Origin of the sequence: Pantoea sp. MHSD4 (assembly GCF_021043305.1) — a bacterium.
Classification (GTDB): Bacteria; Pseudomonadota; Gammaproteobacteria; order Enterobacterales; family Enterobacteriaceae; genus Pantoea; species Pantoea eucalypti.
The window spans coordinates 202106-219180 of sequence record NZ_JAJNDH010000003.1 but is presented as its reverse complement, the minus strand read 5'-3'; the positions used below and the strand labels follow the sequence as shown (position 1 = coordinate 219180).

Annotated in this window: 16 protein-coding genes; 9 read left to right on the top strand and 7 right to left on the bottom strand. The window is 58.1% G+C overall.

The annotated features are described in order from the left end of the window. Positions 1-114: 114 nt before the first annotated feature. Positions 115-2388: a molybdopterin guanine dinucleotide-containing S/N-oxide reductase gene (locus tag LQK91_RS11530; RefSeq protein WP_039658925.1), complete on the bottom strand. Its 2274-nt coding sequence runs from the start codon at positions 2386-2388 to the stop codon at positions 115-117. A 190-nt stretch (positions 2389-2578) separates the two neighbouring features. Here LQK91_RS11530 and galR point away from each other — a divergent pair, with 190 nt between their 5' ends. Continuing rightward, positions 2579-3580 carry an HTH-type transcriptional regulator GalR gene (gene galR / locus LQK91_RS11525; protein WP_003851033.1) on the top strand — a complete coding sequence of 334 codons (1002 nt, stop codon included), beginning with the start codon at positions 2579-2581 and terminating at the stop codon, positions 3578-3580. Between the two features lie 35 nt (positions 3581-3615). Here galR and LQK91_RS11520 read toward each other — a convergent pair whose 3' ends face one another. Further along, positions 3616-5988 carry a beta-N-acetylhexosaminidase gene (locus tag LQK91_RS11520; RefSeq protein WP_003851035.1) on the bottom strand — a complete coding sequence of 791 codons (2373 nt, stop codon included), beginning with the start codon at positions 5986-5988 and terminating at the stop codon, positions 3616-3618. 248 nt (positions 5989-6236) lie between these two features. On the opposite strand from LQK91_RS11520, the gene nrdD reads away from it, so the two are divergent. Both nrdD and nrdG read left to right on the top strand, forming a co-directional pair. Further along, positions 6237-8375, top strand: coding sequence for an anaerobic ribonucleoside-triphosphate reductase (nrdD, locus tag LQK91_RS11515; RefSeq protein WP_008925433.1), 2139 nt, complete (start codon positions 6237-6239; stop codon positions 8373-8375). Then, positions 8375-8839, top strand: a complete 465-nt coding sequence (gene nrdG, locus LQK91_RS11510) for an anaerobic ribonucleoside-triphosphate reductase-activating protein (RefSeq protein ID WP_181162224.1) — start codon at positions 8375-8377, stop codon at positions 8837-8839. Before nrdD ends, nrdG begins: the two co-directional genes overlap by 1 nt. On the opposite strand, the gene LQK91_RS11505 is transcribed toward nrdG, so the two are convergent. After that, on the bottom strand, positions 8831-9466 hold the full coding sequence (locus LQK91_RS11505) for an NAD-dependent epimerase/dehydratase family protein (protein ID WP_039658929.1): 636 nt from the start codon (positions 9464-9466) through the stop codon (positions 8831-8833). The genes nrdG and LQK91_RS11505 overlap by 9 nt on opposite strands. A gap of 145 nt (positions 9467-9611) precedes the next feature. Here LQK91_RS11505 and LQK91_RS11500 point away from each other — a divergent pair, with 145 nt between their 5' ends. Beyond that, positions 9612-10133: a type 1 glutamine amidotransferase domain-containing protein gene (locus LQK91_RS11500; RefSeq protein WP_003851045.1), complete on the top strand. Its 522-nt coding sequence runs from the start codon at positions 9612-9614 to the stop codon at positions 10131-10133. Between the two features lie 35 nt (positions 10134-10168). Here the strand turns inward: LQK91_RS11500 and LQK91_RS11495 are convergent, their stop codons facing one another. Then, positions 10169-10597, bottom strand: coding sequence for a YhbP family protein (locus LQK91_RS11495; RefSeq protein ID WP_039658932.1), 429 nt, complete (start codon positions 10595-10597; stop codon positions 10169-10171). Between the two features lie 75 nt (positions 10598-10672). On the opposite strand from LQK91_RS11495, the gene LQK91_RS11490 reads away from it, so the two are divergent. Further along, positions 10673-10966, top strand: coding sequence for a GIY-YIG nuclease family protein (locus LQK91_RS11490; protein WP_033743118.1), 294 nt, complete (start codon positions 10673-10675; stop codon positions 10964-10966). Here the strand turns inward: LQK91_RS11490 and LQK91_RS11485 are convergent. Both LQK91_RS11485 and ubiT read right to left on the bottom strand, forming a co-directional pair. Then, positions 10950-11456: a GNAT family N-acetyltransferase gene (locus LQK91_RS11485; protein WP_008925429.1), complete on the bottom strand. Its 507-nt coding sequence runs from the start codon at positions 11454-11456 to the stop codon at positions 10950-10952. The genes LQK91_RS11490 and LQK91_RS11485 overlap by 17 nt on opposite strands. After that, positions 11450-11974, bottom strand: coding sequence for a ubiquinone anaerobic biosynthesis accessory factor UbiT (ubiT, locus tag LQK91_RS11480; protein WP_003851052.1), 525 nt, complete (start codon positions 11972-11974; stop codon positions 11450-11452). Before ubiT ends, LQK91_RS11485 begins: the two co-directional genes overlap by 7 nt. A gap of 204 nt (positions 11975-12178) precedes the next feature. On the opposite strand from ubiT, the gene ubiU reads away from it, so the two are divergent. The 3 genes from ubiU to LQK91_RS11465 all read left to right on the top strand — a co-directional run bounded on the left by ubiU (position 12179) and on the right by LQK91_RS11465 (position 15193). After that, a complete protein-coding gene (ubiU, locus tag LQK91_RS11475; protein WP_008925428.1) occupies positions 12179-13174 on the top strand; it encodes a ubiquinone anaerobic biosynthesis protein UbiU in 996 nt (331 codons plus the stop codon). 9 nt (positions 13175-13183) lie between these two features. Then, positions 13184-14062 carry a U32 family peptidase gene (locus tag LQK91_RS11470; RefSeq protein ID WP_008925427.1) on the top strand — a complete coding sequence of 293 codons (879 nt, stop codon included), beginning with the start codon at positions 13184-13186 and terminating at the stop codon, positions 14060-14062. A 120-nt stretch (positions 14063-14182) separates the two neighbouring features. After that, positions 14183-15193, top strand: coding sequence for a luciferase-like monooxygenase (locus LQK91_RS11465; RefSeq protein WP_105099504.1), 1011 nt, complete (start codon positions 14183-14185; stop codon positions 15191-15193). Here LQK91_RS11465 and LQK91_RS11460 read toward each other — a convergent pair whose 3' ends face one another. Continuing rightward, positions 15194-16114 carry an AraC family transcriptional regulator gene (locus tag LQK91_RS11460; RefSeq protein WP_003851054.1) on the bottom strand — a complete coding sequence of 307 codons (921 nt, stop codon included), beginning with the start codon at positions 16112-16114 and terminating at the stop codon, positions 15194-15196. 176 nt (positions 16115-16290) lie between these two features. Here LQK91_RS11460 and LQK91_RS11455 point away from each other — a divergent pair, with 176 nt between their 5' ends. Then, complete coding sequence (locus LQK91_RS11455) at positions 16291-17037, top strand: SDR family NAD(P)-dependent oxidoreductase (RefSeq protein ID WP_008925425.1); 747 nt, start codon at positions 16291-16293, stop codon at positions 17035-17037. The last annotated feature ends 38 nt before the right edge of the window (positions 17038-17075 follow it).

Genomic DNA, 17075 nt, shown 5'->3' with positions numbered 1-17075 from the left:
ATTGATGTTCACCCATCAATACCTCTGGGACCCTGAATGTAGCAAGAGGGATTAATCGGCTGCTATCTCTCAAACGCAACAGTTACCCGCAAAATGTAACCAGCCATGAGATCCTTACGCTATTGTGCAATCCTGATGTTTTTTGATTTCCACCAGGCAACTCATGGCGTTTGGTCCCTGCGTCAGCGACGAGGTTCCGATATCAAGCGTCAGCACATTGGGGTTACCCGCGCGATCGTGCGGCTGCCACGCCTTGCCAAAACCAGGGTCAAACCAGGCACCGGTGGAGATAATGACCACGCCCTGCGTCACACCCTCGGTGATCCGCACGCCCGCCAGCATCACGCCGCGTGCGTTGCTCACCTCAATCTCGTCGCCCTCCACCAGACCGCGCGCTGCGGCATCCTGCGGATGCATGTAGAGCGTTTCGTGTCCGGCGGTTTTATTGCCCTGCACCGTTTCGGTGGCATCCAGCTGGCTGTGTAACCGGTCCGAAGGCTGAATTGAGATCATGTGCAGCGGATAGTCGTGGCTGACCGGCGAGCCGAGCCACTCCTGCGGCTCACGCCACTCCGGATGACCGGCAAAATCGTCAAGCTGGTAGTCCGCAATGGTCTGGCTGAAAAGCTCGATTTTGCCGCTGGCGGTTTTAATCGGATTCGCCTGCGCATCGGCGCGGAACGCCTCCATAAACTGATAGGGCTTGCCGCCTTCCGGAATTTCCACAAAGCCGCGCTGCCAGAACGCATCAAATTCGGGGAAATCGATGCCTTTGCGCTGATGCGCGGTCGCACACTGCTGATAAAGATGGGCGATCCACTGCATCTCATTGCGCCCTTCGGTGAAGGTGTCGCGATAGCCGAGGCGCTCGGCCAGGTCCGCAAAAATATCGAAGTCGTTGCGCGCCTGGTGCTGCGGTTTGATCGCCTGATGCATCGCCAGCACAAAGCGATCGCGTGAGGAGCCACCGATATCATTGCGCTCCAGCGTGGTGGTGGCAGGCAGCACGATGTCCGCCATCTGCGCAGCAGGCGTCCAGACGATATCCTGCACCACCACCGTATCGGGCCGTTGCCACCCCTCCACCAGCCGGTTCAGCTGCTGGTGATGATGGAACGGATTGCCGCCCGCCCAGTGCACCATGTGAATGTCAGGATAGTGCAGCGTTTCGCCCTGGAAGCGGTACGGCTGGCCTGGATTGAGCAGCATATCGCTGATGCGCGCCACCGGAATCGACAGCCCGGACGGATTGGGGCCGGTGCTCATCATCGGGGCTGGCCCCTCCTGACGCGGGTTGCCAACGCTGTTCATTGAACCGTGACCAAAGGAGAAACCTGCGCCCGGCAGGCCTGGCTGGCCGAGCATCGACGACAGCGCAATCATCATCCAGTAAGGCTGTTCGCCGCGATGGGCGCGCTGAACGGAATAGGAGCAGGTCATAAAGCTGCGCTTGCCGGTCAGCTGCTGCGCCAGCTGCACAATTCTATCCGCTGGAATGCCGGTGATACGACTGGCCCAGCCAGCGGTTTTCGCCACGCCGTCGGTTTCACCCAGCAGATAGGCTCGCAACTGCGGCCAGCCGGTGCAGTGGCTGGCGAGAAACGCTTCGTCAACCGCGCCGCGCTGGGTGATTTCATAGCCCAGCGCCAGCATCAGCGCCACGTCGGTATTGGGGCGAATCGGGATCCACTCGGCGTTAACGAATTCCGGGCAGTCATCGCGCATCGGGCTGATGTTGATTACCGGCGTCCCTTTGGCCGCCAGCTGCATCAGCGCCGGTTTCAGGCTGTGCTGCCCTGCGCCACCCGAGGCAACCTGGGCGTTTTTCAGCGCCAGCCCACCAAAAGCGACAAAAATTTCGGCGTGTTCCACCACCTGCGGCCATTCGGTGACGCGCCCGGTCAGCGGCATATACGTGCCGATTACATAGGGCAGGAAGAACTGCGCGGCACCCCAGCTGTAGTTGCCCTGCTGATCGACGCCACCGCCACCCTGAAAGTAGAAACGACGAACCAGGGTGCGGGCGTGATTAACGCGTCCAGCCGATGACCAGCCGTAGGAGCCGTTGAAAATGCCCGATGCACCGTAACGCTCGCGCACGCGGCGATTCTCCTCCGCCACCAGGTCCAGCGCGGTTTCCCAGTCGACGGCGACAAAATCTTCCCGGCCACGCAGCGTGCGATCGCTCTTTTCGCGTGACTTTAGCCACGACCGACGCACCATCGGCTGGCGAATGCGTTTGTCGGAGTAGACCAGTTCAGGAATGGTGTGGATCATCGGTGACGGATCGGCATCGGCGAAGAAGGGTTCGCAGCCAATCAGGCGATCGTTTTCAGTGACGGCGGTAAAGGCGCCCCAGTGAGCCAGATGTGGCACTTTGGTTTTCATCGTTGTTTTTCACGGTAGCCAGGTGGGAGATTGAGCATAACACGGGGCGGCGGCTGAGCAGAAGATGTGCCTGAGTGCCCGATTTCGCCCCTTTTTGCGACGACGCTGACATTCTGTCGGGTTGATGTGTCCGCCCTTTTCCGTAACACTGATGTGATGTGTAAACGTTTTCCCCAAAGCAGGTCAACGCATGGCTACCATAAAGGATGTTGCGCGACTGGCGGGCGTTTCTGTCGCCACAGTCTCACGTGTAATCAATAATTCTCCCAAAGCCAGCGACAGCTCCCGACAGGCCGTAGGCCAGGCGATGGAGCAGCTTCAGTATCACCCGAATGCCAACGCACGCGCGCTGGCGCAACAATCGACCGAAACGCTCGGCCTGATTGTCGGTGACGTCTCCGATCCCTTTTTTGGCGCGATGGTTAAAGCCGTGGATGAGGTGGCAGGCGATACCGGTAACTTTTTGCTGATTGGTAACGGTTACCATAATGAGCAAAAAGAGCGGCAGGCGATTGAACAGCTGATGCGTCATCGCTGCGCGGCGCTGGTGGTTCACGCCAAGAAAATTCCCGACGCAGAGCTGGAAGTGCTGATGAAGCAGGTGCCCGGTATGGTGCTGCTGAACCGGCTGATAAAAGGCTTTGAAAAGCGCTGTATTGCGCTTGACGATCGCTACGGTGCCTGGCTTGCCACCCGTCATCTGATCCAGCTCGGCCATCAGAATATCGCCTTTATCTGTTCGACCCACACCATCTCTGATGCCGAAGATCGCCTGCAGGGTTACTACGATGCGCTGAAAGAGCACGGCCTGCCGTGCAGCGACCGGCTGGTCACCTGGGGCGAACCGGATGAAGTCGGCGGTGAGCAGGCGATGACGGAACTGCTGGGGCGCGGCAGGAACTTTACCGCTGTCGCCTGTTACAACGACTCCATGGCGGCAGGTGCACTGGCAGTGCTGAGCGATAACGGTGTTCGCGTGCCGGAAGAGATGTCACTGATCGGCTTTGATGATGTGCTGGTGTCGCGCTATGTGCGACCGCGCCTCACCACCGTCCGCTATCCGATTGTCACCATGGCGCAGCAGGCAGCCCAGCTTGCGCTGGCACTGGCTAACGATCTGCCGCTGCCAGAAGTCACCCACATGTTCAGCCCGACGCTGGTGCGTCGCCATTCAGTCAGCGGCCCGGCCTGATGCCACGGTGGCCGGTTCCGCACCGGCCACCGCATTTACTGAAAGGCGCGCAACAGCGTCTCCAGCGGCCTGACCAGCGCAATCACCGTTTCATCCTGCACCTGCGCAGCGGCATCGAGTGTCGCATGCATCTCCGCCACTTCGCTGGCACCAAACGCCTGATTGCGGACGTAAGCATTCACCAGCGCGAGGCCCATGGTGCTCAGCACCTCAATCTGCTGCACGCTGTGTGCCAGCGGCTTCAGCGTCGCGCTACCGTTGATGATCGGCATTACCGCAGTCGTGTTGGCCTGCCAGCGCTGCAGCGGCGCACGAACTGCGGAGGCAGCGGCCGGGTTATTACGGTTGGCGATTAACACGGCGACATGCTGCGCCAGCTGGCGCACCGCCTCACTCTCGGCAGGCAGCACATCCGCCAGCCGGTTTAACGGCTCGTGATAGTCGTAATGGCCCGCCTGAAACTTCAGATGCTGGCGGGTGTAGTACTGCGCCGGTTCCAGCACCTCAGCCAGTATTTGCAGTGGGGCAATATCGTGCCCGTTGGCCAGCCGCATCATCTGCTGCTCCGTCTGGGCTTGCTGCAGCGTTCCCACCGATACAGTGCTCCAGCGATCCATCGCTGACAGCCGCGAATACATTGAATCCATGTTCGTGACATCCTCTGCCGACCATAACCGCTCAGCCACCACAAAGGCGCGCGGCCACAATTTGGTATCAATAATCTGGCTGTTGATGTTTTCCGCCCACAGCGCTGCCTCACCACCCAGCAGATTGTGCTGCACCTGTTCTGGCGTGGGCAGCACGGGCGCGATGCCCGCCGGCGGCTGCATCAGGCGCTGACCGCTGGTGGGATAACGGACGTTGCCTACCAGCACATAGCCTTTGAGGGACGGCTGCTGCAGCGTGAACACCGGCTGGAACGGTCCCATCCAGCTATCCACGCTGAACTGCACCTGCTGCGTCGAGAGCCAGTTGATCTCACGAACCATCCGCCGGGACTTGCCGTCGAAGTCGATAAAACCGCGCCAGCCCGACTCGCCCTGAATGAGCGTAAAGCTGCCCTTCACCGGGCTGCCTTTGAGGCGCGGCATCGTGAATGACCAGCTCTGCGCCTGATCGCCGGGCCGCAGACGATCCAGGCCGTTGAGCCCGCGCGGCGTGACCTCATTGCGGTAGTGGTAGCTGGCAGGCTGGGGCTGATCGAGGTAGAACCCGGTGGAGAGAATGCCGCGCGTGTTCTCTTTTGCCAGCGCACTCAGCGTATCCTGGCCCTGCCACGACTGGATCAGAATGCTGCGCGGCAGATCGGGATGGGCGATCTCATCCCAGCCCACCATCTGACGGTGATGGGCTTCCAGGATCTTTTCCACCCGCTGATTGAAGTACGCCTGAAGCGCATGCGCATCTTTCAGATTGTGATCGCGCATGAACTGCTGAATCGCGGGTGAGTCGTTCCACTGGGTGGGATCGACTTCATCGCCGCCGATGTGCAGCCAGGGATCGGGGAAGATCGCCGCCATCTCACCCACCAGCGTGTCGATCACCTGATAAACCTGTTCGTTACTGGGATCGAGCAGCGGTTTAAAGACGCCCCAGCCGCGCTCCATCTGATAATTTCCCGGTCTGCTTATCAGCTCCGGCATCGCCACCGCCAGCGCTGAGGCGTGTCCCGGCATATCCAGCTCAGGCACCACACGCACCCCACGCTCGGTGGCATATTTCACAATCTCCCGCATCTGCTGCTGACTGTAGTAGTTGCCATCGCTGGCTTTCTGCTGCAGCTGGGGATAGTGGCTGGAGGCAAAGCGCCAGCCCTGATCGTCAGTGAGATGCCAGTGAAAGACGTTCATCCGCGCGGCGGCCAGGCCGTCGATCTGACGTTTAAGTGTCTCTACCGGCATAAAGTGGCGCGCTGTGTCGATCAGCACACCACGCCACGGAAAGCGGGGATGATCGTGGATGGTCACGTAAGGAATCGTCGTGCCCTGTGCACCGTTCTGGATAAGTTGCAGCAGGGTTTCCATACCGCGCATCGCGCCAAAACGGCTGGGTGAAGTTAACAGGACGCCGTCGCCATCGACCTGCAACTGATAGCTCTCATCGCTGTCGGGCAGTGGCAGCGGGTCCACCGCCTTTGCAATGACGATACGTATAGTCGGCGCGGCCACCGGCTGGGATGCAGGCAACAGCGGCCAGCCCGTCTGGTTACTGATTCGCGCCAGCCAGCGCGCTTCAGCACCTGCCAGATGATCACCTGAGATTTGCAGCGTCAGTTGCGGCGTCAGGGTAAGTGCACCGCCACTGGCGGGCTGCTCCACCTGCTGCGGCCAGGGCATCAGTGGCAGCGGACTGGCCAGGACGAGTGGACAAAAGGCTGAAAGCAGGAGCAGAGAACGGGGTAACCACATTGGCGGGCATCCTTGTGACGTCAACGTTTTAACAGGGCATAACGTTGATTAAAGTTGCTGCACGCCAATACGCCAGTTAATCACCCGGAAACCTGATCTCAAAACCTGATTCTTACCTCAGTCGGCATGCCCTGCCGCGTTGAATCTTCCTTGTTTCAGGTCAAAACAGAATGCAATAATTCGCAGCAATCACTACATGTAGGGGATAGAATCCATCAAACACCTATATGTAGTTTACGGAGAGAGAAATGGCGACGGTGGTCATCAAGCGTGATGGATGTCGGACGGGTTTTGATGCGCAGCGTATTGAGCAGGCCGTCGCGGCGGCGGCACAGGCAGCAGAGGTCGATGACCTGGCCTGGTGCACGCAGGTCGCTGAGCAGGTTGCCCTGCGGCTGGCCGATCGTCCGGAAGTGGATATCCGGGAGATTCAGTGTGCAGTGGAAGAAACGCTGATGGCGGGCCCATACCCGCAGCTGGCGCGCGCTTACATTGAATACCGGCACGATCGCGATGTCGCTCGCGATCGTCAGAGCCAGTTACATCACGCCATTCGCGGCCTGGTCGATCAGACCAACGCGGCGCTGCTGAATGAAAATGCCAACAAAGACAGCAAAGTGATCCCGACGCAGCGCGATCTGCTGGCCGGGATCGTGGCAAAGCACTACGCGCAGCAGCAGATCCTGCCGCGCGATGTGGTGCTGGCGCACGAGCGCGGCGAGATCCACTATCACGATCTCGACTACTCGCCCTTCTTCCCGATGTTCAACTGCATGCTGATCGATCTGAAAGGTATGCTGACCAACGGCTTCAAAATGGGCAATGCTGAGATCGAGCCGCCTAAATCGATCGCCACCGCCACCGCCGTCACGGCGCAGATCATCGCCCAGGTCGCCAGCCACATTTACGGTGGCACCACCATAAACCGCATTGATGAAGTGCTCGCTCCGTTTGTTGAGCAGAGCTATACCCGGCATCTGGCGATTGCTGAGCAGTGGCAGATTCCACAGGCAGAAGAGTATGCACGCCAGCGTACGGAGAAAGAGTGCTACGACGCTTTTCAGTCGCTGGAGTATGAGGTGAATACCCTGCACACCGCCAATGGCCAGACGCCGTTTGTCACCTTTGGTTTTGGTCTGGGGACTGACTGGGCAGCGCGGCTGATTCAGCAGTCAATTCTGCGCAACCGACTGGCGGGGTTGGGTAAAAATCGCAAAACAGCGGTGTTTCCAAAACTGGTGTTCAGCATTCGCGAGGGCGTTAACCGCCGGGCGGGCGACGTTAACTACGACATCAAGCAACTGGCGCTGGAGTGTGCCAGCAAGCGGATGTATCCCGACATCCTCAATTACGATCAGGTTGTGAAAGTGACCGGCTCATTTAAAACGCCAATGGGCTGCCGCAGCTTCCTGGGCGTTTATGAAGAGAATGGCGAGCAGATTCATGAAGGGCGCAATAATATCGGCGTGATCAGCCTGAATCTGCCGCGCATTGCGCTGGAAGCAGGCGGCGATGAGGCGCGTTTCTGGAGGCTGCTCGATGCGCGCCTGCTGCTGGCTAAGCGGGCGCTCATGACGCGGGTGGCGCGGCTGGAGAAAACCAAAGCACGCGTCGCGCCCATCCTCTACATGGAAGGCGCCTGTGGCGTCCGGCTGAATGCGGATGATGAAGTCGGTCCTATTTTCCGAAACGGCCGTGCATCGCTGTCGCTGGGCTATATCGGCCTGCACGAAACCCTGAATGCACTCAGCGGCGGTCATAAACACCCTTACGATGACGCGGCGCTGCGTGCTAAAGGTGTGGAGATTATCGCCTGTATGCGTGATGCCACCGAGCGCTGGAAAGAGGAAACCAGCTACGGTTTTAGCCTTTACAGCACGCCGAGCGAGAATCTGTGCGACCGCTTTTGCCGTCTTGATGCCGCGCAGTTTGGCCTGGTGCCGGGCGTCACCGACAAGGGCTACTACACCAACAGCTTCCATCTCGACGTTGAGAAGAAGGTCAATCCTTACGACAAAATCGACTTTGAAGCACCCTATCCGCCGCTGTCGAATGGCGGATTCATCTGTTACGGCGAATACCCGAATGTGCAGCACAATCTCAAAGCGCTGGAGGATGTCTGGGATTACAGCTATGACCGCGTGCCCTATTACGGCACTAACACACCGATTGATGAATGCTACGAGTGCGGCTTCAACGGCGAGTTCACCTGTACCAGCCGCGGCTTTACCTGCCCGAACTGCGGCAACCACGATCCGGCGCGCGTCTCTGTCACCCGACGGGTCTGTGGCTATCTGGGCAGTCCGGATGCACGGCCGTTTAACGCCGGTAAGCAGCAGGAAGTGCAGCGTCGGGTAAAACATCTTGAAGAGGGACCGCTGGGATGATGCATATCCATCGCTACTATGATGTCGATATTATTAATGGTCCCGGCACCCGCTGCACACTGTTTGTCGCCGGTTGCGAACATCAGTGTCGCGGCTGCTACAACCAGAGCACCTGGCGGCTCGACTCCGGCGTGCCCTTTACACTTGAGATGGAGGAGCAACTGCTGGCGGATTTGCAGGATACGCGCATTCCGCGCCAGGGATTGTCGCTGAGCGGCGGCGATCCGCTGCATCCGCAAAACGTGCCGCACATCCGCCGTCTGGTAAAACGGGTGCGGCAGGCGTGCCCCGATAAAGATATCTGGCTCTGGACCGGTTACCGGATGCAGGAGCTGAACAGCGCGCAGCGCGCTGTGCTGGACTATCTCGACGTACTGATCGATGGTCGCTTTGTCGAAGAAGAGAAAGATGCCACGCTGCAATGGCGCGGCAGTCGTAATCAGATTATCTGGCCGTTACGCTGAGTGACGCGGGATATCGCCTGACTCAATGACAGTGACACTCTCACCTCCCTGGGTGAAAGCCTGCTGGTGCAGACAGCGCGCGACGTCGCGCGCATGCACGGCGCGCCAGTTACCCGGCAGCAGCGCGAAAACCGGCCCCGCGAGGCTTTCACCGCCGCGCTTCTGCTTGCGCTCTCCCAGCAGCAGTGAAGGCCGCACCAGCGTCAGGCGCGGCCAGCCCTGATGACGCAGCGCATTCTCCATTTCACCTTTAACACGATTATATAAAAACGGTGAGTGACGACTGGCGCCGTGCGCGCTGACCACCATCATCTGCTTCGCCCCTAAGCGTAATCCGCACAATGCACTGTCCACGACCAGAGTGTAATCGACGTGGATGAATGCCTGTTTGCTGCCCGCCTGCTTACGCGTGGTGCCAAGACAGCAGAACACCGTATCCAGTGAACAGTCCAGCGGCCCCAGCACATCGGTGAGATCGGCTTCAACCGGGTTCACGACTTTCTGCATCACAGGCAGTGGCCGTCGGGTTGGCGCGATGATTTCATCGACGCGCGGATCCTGAATCAGTAAGCGCAGCAGATGCGACCCGACTAAGCCGGTTGCACCGGTCAGTAATACGCGATTCATCTCAGATTCGTCCTTATTTCACTGCGTATAGGTTAAAAGATAGCTGATCTTCACGGGCTGGCTTGCGTTCTGACTCTCAGCGACCAGACTTACAGCGTTATCCGGAAAGCGCGCCTCGCGCTCCACAAATTTCAGGAGGAAAAAGATGAGCAAGAAAGTTGCGGTTTTAATTACCGATGAATTTGAAGACTCAGAATTTACTTCACCTGCGGAAGTGTATAAACGCGCTGGTTTTGAGGTGGTTACCATTGAGAAACAAGCCGGTAATGTTGTTAAAGGCAAGCAAGGCGAAGCGGAAGTGACCATCGATCGCAGCATCGATGACGTCAGCCCGGCTGAATTTGACGCCCTGCTTCTGCCAGGCGGTCACTCGCCTGACGCCCTGCGCGGCGACGATCGTTTCGTGGCCTTTACCAAAGAGTTTGTTGCCAGCGGCAAGCCCATTTTTGCCATTTGCCACGGGCCACAGTTGCTGATCAGCGCGAATGGCGTTCGCGGTCGCAAGATGACCACGGTTAAAGCCGTTGCCATTGACCTGATCAATGCCGGTGCTGACTTCCATGATAAAGAAGTGGTGGTAGACGGCGATAAGCTGGTCACCAGCCGCACGCCGCACGATTTACCGGCCTTTAATCGTGAATCCCTGCGGATCCTCGAAGCGCTGTAAACCCGATACGCCCTTTTCAGCTGAAAGGGGCGTTTCTATTTTTCCCGCACCCAGGCAATTTTCTTGCCGAATCCCAGCGCATTATCCGTCATTTTCACCTCATCCAGCTCAATCTCCCACAGCGGTGCCGACACTTTGCGTGAGACCGGAAAACGTTTCTGGTAAGCGGCTCTGGCAATCTGCTCTGTGGCCTCCTCCAGCCTTTTAATCCGGCCACGATACTGCACCCCTTTTATCAGCAACACACTTCTGGGCTGACCATTAACGGTGCCCGCCACCTGCGGATTCTGCACCATCAACTCGCCATGGCGGGTATCGGGTTCGGTCATGATCCAGAAGACCATGCGCGTCTCATCAAAGACGTAATAGCAGTTAGCGCACCACAGCTGATCGTCGGCGGTACAGCAGAGTGAAAGCACATGCTGCTTTCTGAGGTAGCGAACCAGATGGGCGTGATCGGACAAGATAAACTCCTGGCGGTGCACCAGAGCGTGAAGCGCGCTACACTGCCCGGCACCTTTTTTTGGGAAATGATTGCGATGAGTCAGCAGTGGCAACTCTACATCGTCCGCACGGCGAAAGGGATTCTGTACACCGGCATCACCACGGATGTGGTGCGCCGGGTCGCTCAGCACCAGAGCGGGCGTGGCGCACGTGCGCTACGCGGCAAAGGTCCGCTGGACCTGGTGTTTCACTGTGCAGCGGGCGATCGTGCCAGCGCCTCCAGACTGGAGTATCAGGTTAAGCAACTGCCCCGCCAACAGAAATTACTGCTGGTGGCGGCTCAGCCGATCAGTCTGGAGAGCTGGCTGAGTATTACGGCTGGCGATTAAAGGGTTCGGCGTAGTCGATCTGCCCTTCCGCGCCGTCATAAGCATTCTCCGCCAGACGGTAGACCTGGAATGCGGCCTCTGTTCCCGGCCAGCGACTGCGCAGACCGTAACGTGCCGCCGGTTCAAAACCAAAACGGTTGAACAGCGCCGGATCGCCCAGCACGACGACCGCGCTGTAGCCAAATTCATTGAGCGTATCCAGCCCCTCATAAATCAGCTTGCTGGCCAGACCCTGGCCGCGTAGCGTCTCATCGACGGCCAGCGGTGCCAGAGCCACCCAGCCGCGATCTTCACCCTGAACGCTGACCGGACTGAATGCGGCATAACCCAGCACCTGTCCTTCCTCATCAGTGGCGACCACGCCGAGCGTCAGCAGACCATCTTCACGCAGCGCCTGAGTCAGTTCCGCTTCTGCCGGGGTGCTGAAGCAGCGTTTGAGCAATGCGTCGATGCCCGCGGCATCAACACCAATTTCGCTACGGATCAACATGCGGCACCCGCGCGCGCCCGTGCGGCCTTCGCGTCCTGTTTCATACCGGCATCGATAAATTTCGCCATCTGTTCAATTGCCGTGCGTAACGCGGTGGGCATAGCCTCAGGTTCAATAGCATCCATTACGTTCTTCACCTCAAGTCCCAGTTCAGTGTCACCTTCAATCACCAACCGGCGTTGAAAGAACAGCATATCGGGATCTGCTTTACGTGCTGCCACCAGCAACAGATCATTGGCATTGCCCCGAAACCAGACATCCGCTTCGGACTGTTGCAATACCGCCAGTCGGCCGTCCTGCAGCGTGGTGATCCAGTGCAGATTGAGATCGGCAATCTCGATACCCAGCAGGCGACCGTTCAGAAAGTCTAACTCACCTTCAGCCAAAGCATGGCGAAATTGCCAGTTTAAGAGTTGTTGCAGAATCAACTGTTTGACCGGAAATGGGGTGAGTGCTGCGGGTAACCCTAAGATTTTAGGGCCGTTTTTTACAAAATGGGCATGTATCCGCTCTAACACTTTCGTCACTCCCTTTAGAAAATTTTACGTATATTGCCATATCCTTTTCTGCGCGCCTCCTCTGAGATCAATAAAAACGGCTGCGGTGGCAAGGAAAAAAGTGCCGCAAGGGCCGATGAACTGGAATTTCACTGCCCCAAATCAAAACACTGCCCGGATCAGATGCCTAGACTCGACGCCCATCGCATGTTGAGAGGAACATCTATGGAACTGCTCTGTCCGGCAGGAAATTTACCCGCCGTCCGCACCGCCACAGAGAATGGGGCTGATGCAGTCTATGTGGGACTGAAAGATGACACCAATGCCCGTCACTTTGCGGGCCTGAATTTCACCGATAAAAAGCTGGCTGAAGCGGCGCGCTATCTGCATCAGCATCGGCGCAAACTGCATGTGGCAATTAACACGTTTGCCCATCCGGATGGTATGGGGCGCTGGCAGCGGGCAATCGATGTAGCGGCGCAAAACGGCGCCGATGCGCTGATCCTGGCCGATATCGCCACGCTGGAATATGCCGCGAAGCACTATCCGCAGGTTGAACGTCATCTCTCTGTCCAGGCTTCCGCGACCAATCTGGAGGCAATTCGCTTTTACCATCGCCACTTCAATCTGCAACGTGTCGTGCTGCCGCGCGTGCTGTCGATTCATCAGGTTAAACAGCTGGCGCGCAGCACGCCGGTGCCGCTGGAGGTGTTCGCCTTTGGCAGCCTGTGCATTATGGCCGAAGGCCGCTGCTACCTCTCCTCCTGGCTGACTGGCGAATCACCTAACAGCGCGGGCGCCTGTTCCCCGGCGAAATTTGTGCGCTGGCAGCAGACGCCAAAGGGCATGGAGTCACGTCTCAATGAAGTGCTGATTGATCGCTACGCGCCGGATGAAAGTGCAGGTTACCCGACGCTATGTAAAGGGCGTTATGAGGTTAACAATCAGCGTTATCACGTGCTGGAAGAACCCACCAGCCTCAACACTCTGGAGCTGCTGCCGGAACTGCTGCGGGCAGGCATCGCCTCAGTGAAAATCGAAGGCCGTCAGCGCAGTCCCGCCTATGTTGCTGACGTGGCGCGCGTCTGGCGTCAGGCCATCGATCGCTGCAAAGCGCAGCCGGAACAGTTTGACGTCGCGCCGCAGTGGATGCAGACGCTGGGCGACCTCTCCGAAGGCACGCAAACCACGCTGGGTGCTTATCACCGTGAATGGCAATAAGGAGTCATGATGCAATATGCCCTTGGGCCGGTGCTCTGGTACTGGCCAACCGATACGCTGGAAGATTTCTATCAACAGGCTGTCCGCAGTCGCGCAGATATTATCTATCTCGGCGAAGCGGTGTGCAGTAAACGCCGCGCCACGCCCTATGCGCGCTGGATGGATCTGGCCCGCGAAGTCGCGGCCAGCGGCAAACAGGTAGTGCTGAGCACGCTGGCATTGCTGCAGTCACCCTCTGAGCTGAAAGAGCTGCAGCGTTACGTTGAGAACGGCGAGTTTCTGATTGAAGCTAATGATATCGGCGCGGTCAATATGGCCGCTGAACGTCACCTGCCTTTTGTCGCGGGCCCGACGCTGAATGTCTATAACGCTGACACGCTACAACTGCTGGTCAAAGAGGGCATGACGCGCTGGTGTATGCCGGTGGAGATGTCCCGTGACTGGCTGCTACAGCTGCTGGAGCAGTGCGAGAGACGAGGTATCCGGCAGCAATTTGAGGTGGAGGTGCTGGGCTACGGTCATCTGCCGCTGGCGCTCTCGGCGCGCTGCTTCACCGCCCGCTCGGAAAACCGCGCGAAAGATGACTGCGAAACCTGCTGCATCAACTATCCAGCAGGCCGTCGCGTTAACTCTCAGGAGGGACAGCAGGTGTTCGTCCTCAATGGCATTCAGACCATGAGCGGCTACTGCTATAACCTGGGTAACGATCTGGCCGGTATGCGCGATCGGGTTGATTGTGTCCGGCTCTCGCCGCAGGGTGTCACGACGCTGGCGGAGATCGACCGTTTCCGCGCCAATGAAAACGGCCAGGCACCGTTAATGGTCGCGAAAGGCAGCGATTGTAACGGTTACTGGCGCAAACTGGCGGGTATGACGCTGGTCTCCTGAGTAAAAGCACATACCGGCTATATTGCTGCACAGGTTAGCAGTTTTAATAGAAGGAATGATGCGTAATACTTAATGGTGCAGGCCTTCACTTAATGCCTGCGCCATTCAACGGGAGTAGTCATGTCTGATAAAAAACCTCTTCGCCTGTCCGTACTGGATCTTGCGCCGATTCCACAGGGCGCGACCGCACGGGATGCGTTCCATAATTCACTGGCGCTGGCGCGTCAGGCGGAAAAACTGGGTTTCGAACGCTACTGGCTGGCTGAACATCACAACATGACAGGGATTGCCAGCGCCGCGACGTCAGTGCTGATTGGCTATCTGGCGGCGAATACCGAGACCCTGAGGCTGGGATCCGGCGGGATCATGCTGCCTAACCATGCGCCGCTGGTCATCGGCGAGCAGTTTGGCACGCTGGCTTCCCTTTATCCTGGGCGTATTGATCTCGGCTTAGGTCGTGCGCCAGGTTCTGACCAGCGCACCATGATGGCGCTGCGCCGTCATCAGGCCAACATGCACATCGACACCTTTCCCGAAGATGTCGCTGAACTGATTAACTGGTTCGATGCTGACGCGGATGCGCAGCTGCCAGTGCAACCCGTACCCGGTCTGGGTCTGAAAATTCCGGTCTGGCTGCTCGGCTCCAGTCTTTACAGCGCACAGTTGTCAGCAAAAATGGGCCTGCCGTTTGCGTTTGCCTCCCACTTTGCGCCTGACCAGCTGTTCCAGGCCCTGCACGTCTATCGCGAGAACTTCAAGCCATCGACGCGTCTCGATAAGCCTTACGCCATGGTCTGCATTAATGTGGTCGCCGCTGATAATGAGCGTGATGCGCGTTTCCTGTTTACCTCAATGCAGCAGCAGTTTATTAACCTGCGCCGCGGCAAACCGGGCCCGCTACCGGCACCGGTTGAAAACATGGATAACCTCTGGTCACCGTCAGAACAATATGGTGTTCAGCAGGCGCTCAGCATGTCACTGGTCGGCGATATTGATAAGGTGCGTCATGGGCTGGCCTCACTGATGCGTGAAACCCAGGCGGATGAGATTATGGTCAACGGCCAGATTTTTGACCGCGATGCGCGCCTCAAATCCTTTGCCATTGCGATGGAAGCGGCAAACAGCCTCTAATCAGTTTTGCGGTGGGCGGCGGGTCTCCGTGCTCACCGCCAGTTCACGGCTGTCCCTCGCCGGTGATTGCCCATACAGGCGGCGATACTCCCGGCTGAACTGTGACGCGCTCTGATACCCCACCCGATAACCTGCCGTACCGGCATCCAGCTTTTCTACCAACATTAAACGCCGTGCCTCATTCAGCCGAAGCTGTTTCTGGTATTGCATCGGCGTCATGGCAGTGACGGCTTTGAAGTGATGATGCAGTGAAGAGATACTCATGCCGACATTGCTGGCAAGCTGATCGATTTTCAGCGGCTGATGAAAATTCTCCCGCAGCCAGCGTGCAGCCTGTGCCACCCGACTGCCCGGCCGCTCAGCCAGCGCCATGTTTAAAATTCGCGAGCCTTCTGGCCCGGTCAGCAACCGGTAGAAAATCTCCTGCTCAATGAGCGGAGCCAGAGCATCAATATCTTCGGGATGGTCTAGCAGGCGTACCAGTCGAATGACCGCATCCACCAGCAAAGGTGAGACTTTATGTACGGTGACGCCGCGTTCATCAGGTGCGATCGCCAGCGGCAGCGCGGGAGGAAACTTTTCAAGATAGCGCCTCAGCCGGGATTCATTGATGGCAATACCAATCCCCAGATTCGGCTTTTCCGGCGTGGCGACAGTCACACAGGCGCGTACCGGCATATCGAGTGTCACCAGCAGCAGATCACCCGGCCCATAGTGCAGCACCTCATCACCCATATGCAGCGCTTTACTGCCCTGCGCCACCAGCGCAAAACTGGCCCATTGAGCAAAGTGCATGGGCTCAGTGGGCGCTGAAACCCGGCCAAAAAACAAGCAATCGATGGCACTGGAATGCCGGCCATCCTCCGGCGCATGACGGGCAATTAACTGTGCCAGCGCCTGCCACTTATCACTCTCTGTCACTCTGTTCTTCCCCCTCCTGCTCGCTGTGCTGATATTACCTGACCTCCGGCCAAATACCTGTTGCGATAAGGCACTTTTGCAGGATTGTGCAAAAAGCTTGCAGGATTGCGCTACCCGCTTCTCAGCACCAGCGCGCATAGTCTTTCGACGCAATCATTACGGCGGAGAATGACATAATGAAAGCACTGCAGAACAAAATCGCACTGGTGACCGGTGCCTCGAAAGGCATAGGTGCGGCGATTGCTATCGCCTTTGCCGCAGCGGGCGCACGCGTCGTGGTCAATTATCGTCAGGATGAAGTCGGGGCCGCTGACGTAGTCAGCGATATCATCACCCTGGGCAGTGAAGCCGTGGCAGTTCAGGCAGATATCTCTCGCCTGCGGGATGTGGAACGACTGTTCGCCACCACCGCAGACTGTTTCGGCGCACCTGATATTGTGGTGAACAATGCAGGCAGCTTTCATCACGGCGAGTTTGAGGCGCTGACACAGGAGGAGATGCAGCAGCAAATTAACGTTAACCTGCTCGGCACGCTGATGGTCTGTCAGCAGGCGATTCGCCACTTCCCCGCGCACGGCGGCAGCATTATTAACCTCAGCGCCCTTAACAGTAAAAACAGCACGCCGGGCTCCGTACTCTGGGCAGCCACCAAAGGTGCGGTGGATACCCTGACTCAGGGACTGGCGCGCGAGCTGGGTGCCAGGAACATACGGGTTAACGCCCTGGCGCCTGGCATGATCCTGACTGAGGGATTACTGGCAGCGAAGAGGATGAGTCCGCAGCTCAAAGCGCAGCTGCTGGCGGCTACGCCGTTGGGGCGTTTTGGTCTGCCAGAGGATGTCGCGCAGGTGGCGCTTTTTCTGGCCTCTGAGGAGTCCGCCTATGTCAGCGGAGAGCGCGTCATGATTAGCGGCGGTGCCTGACGGGCATAAAAAAAGGGAAGCCAGTGGCTTCCCTTTTT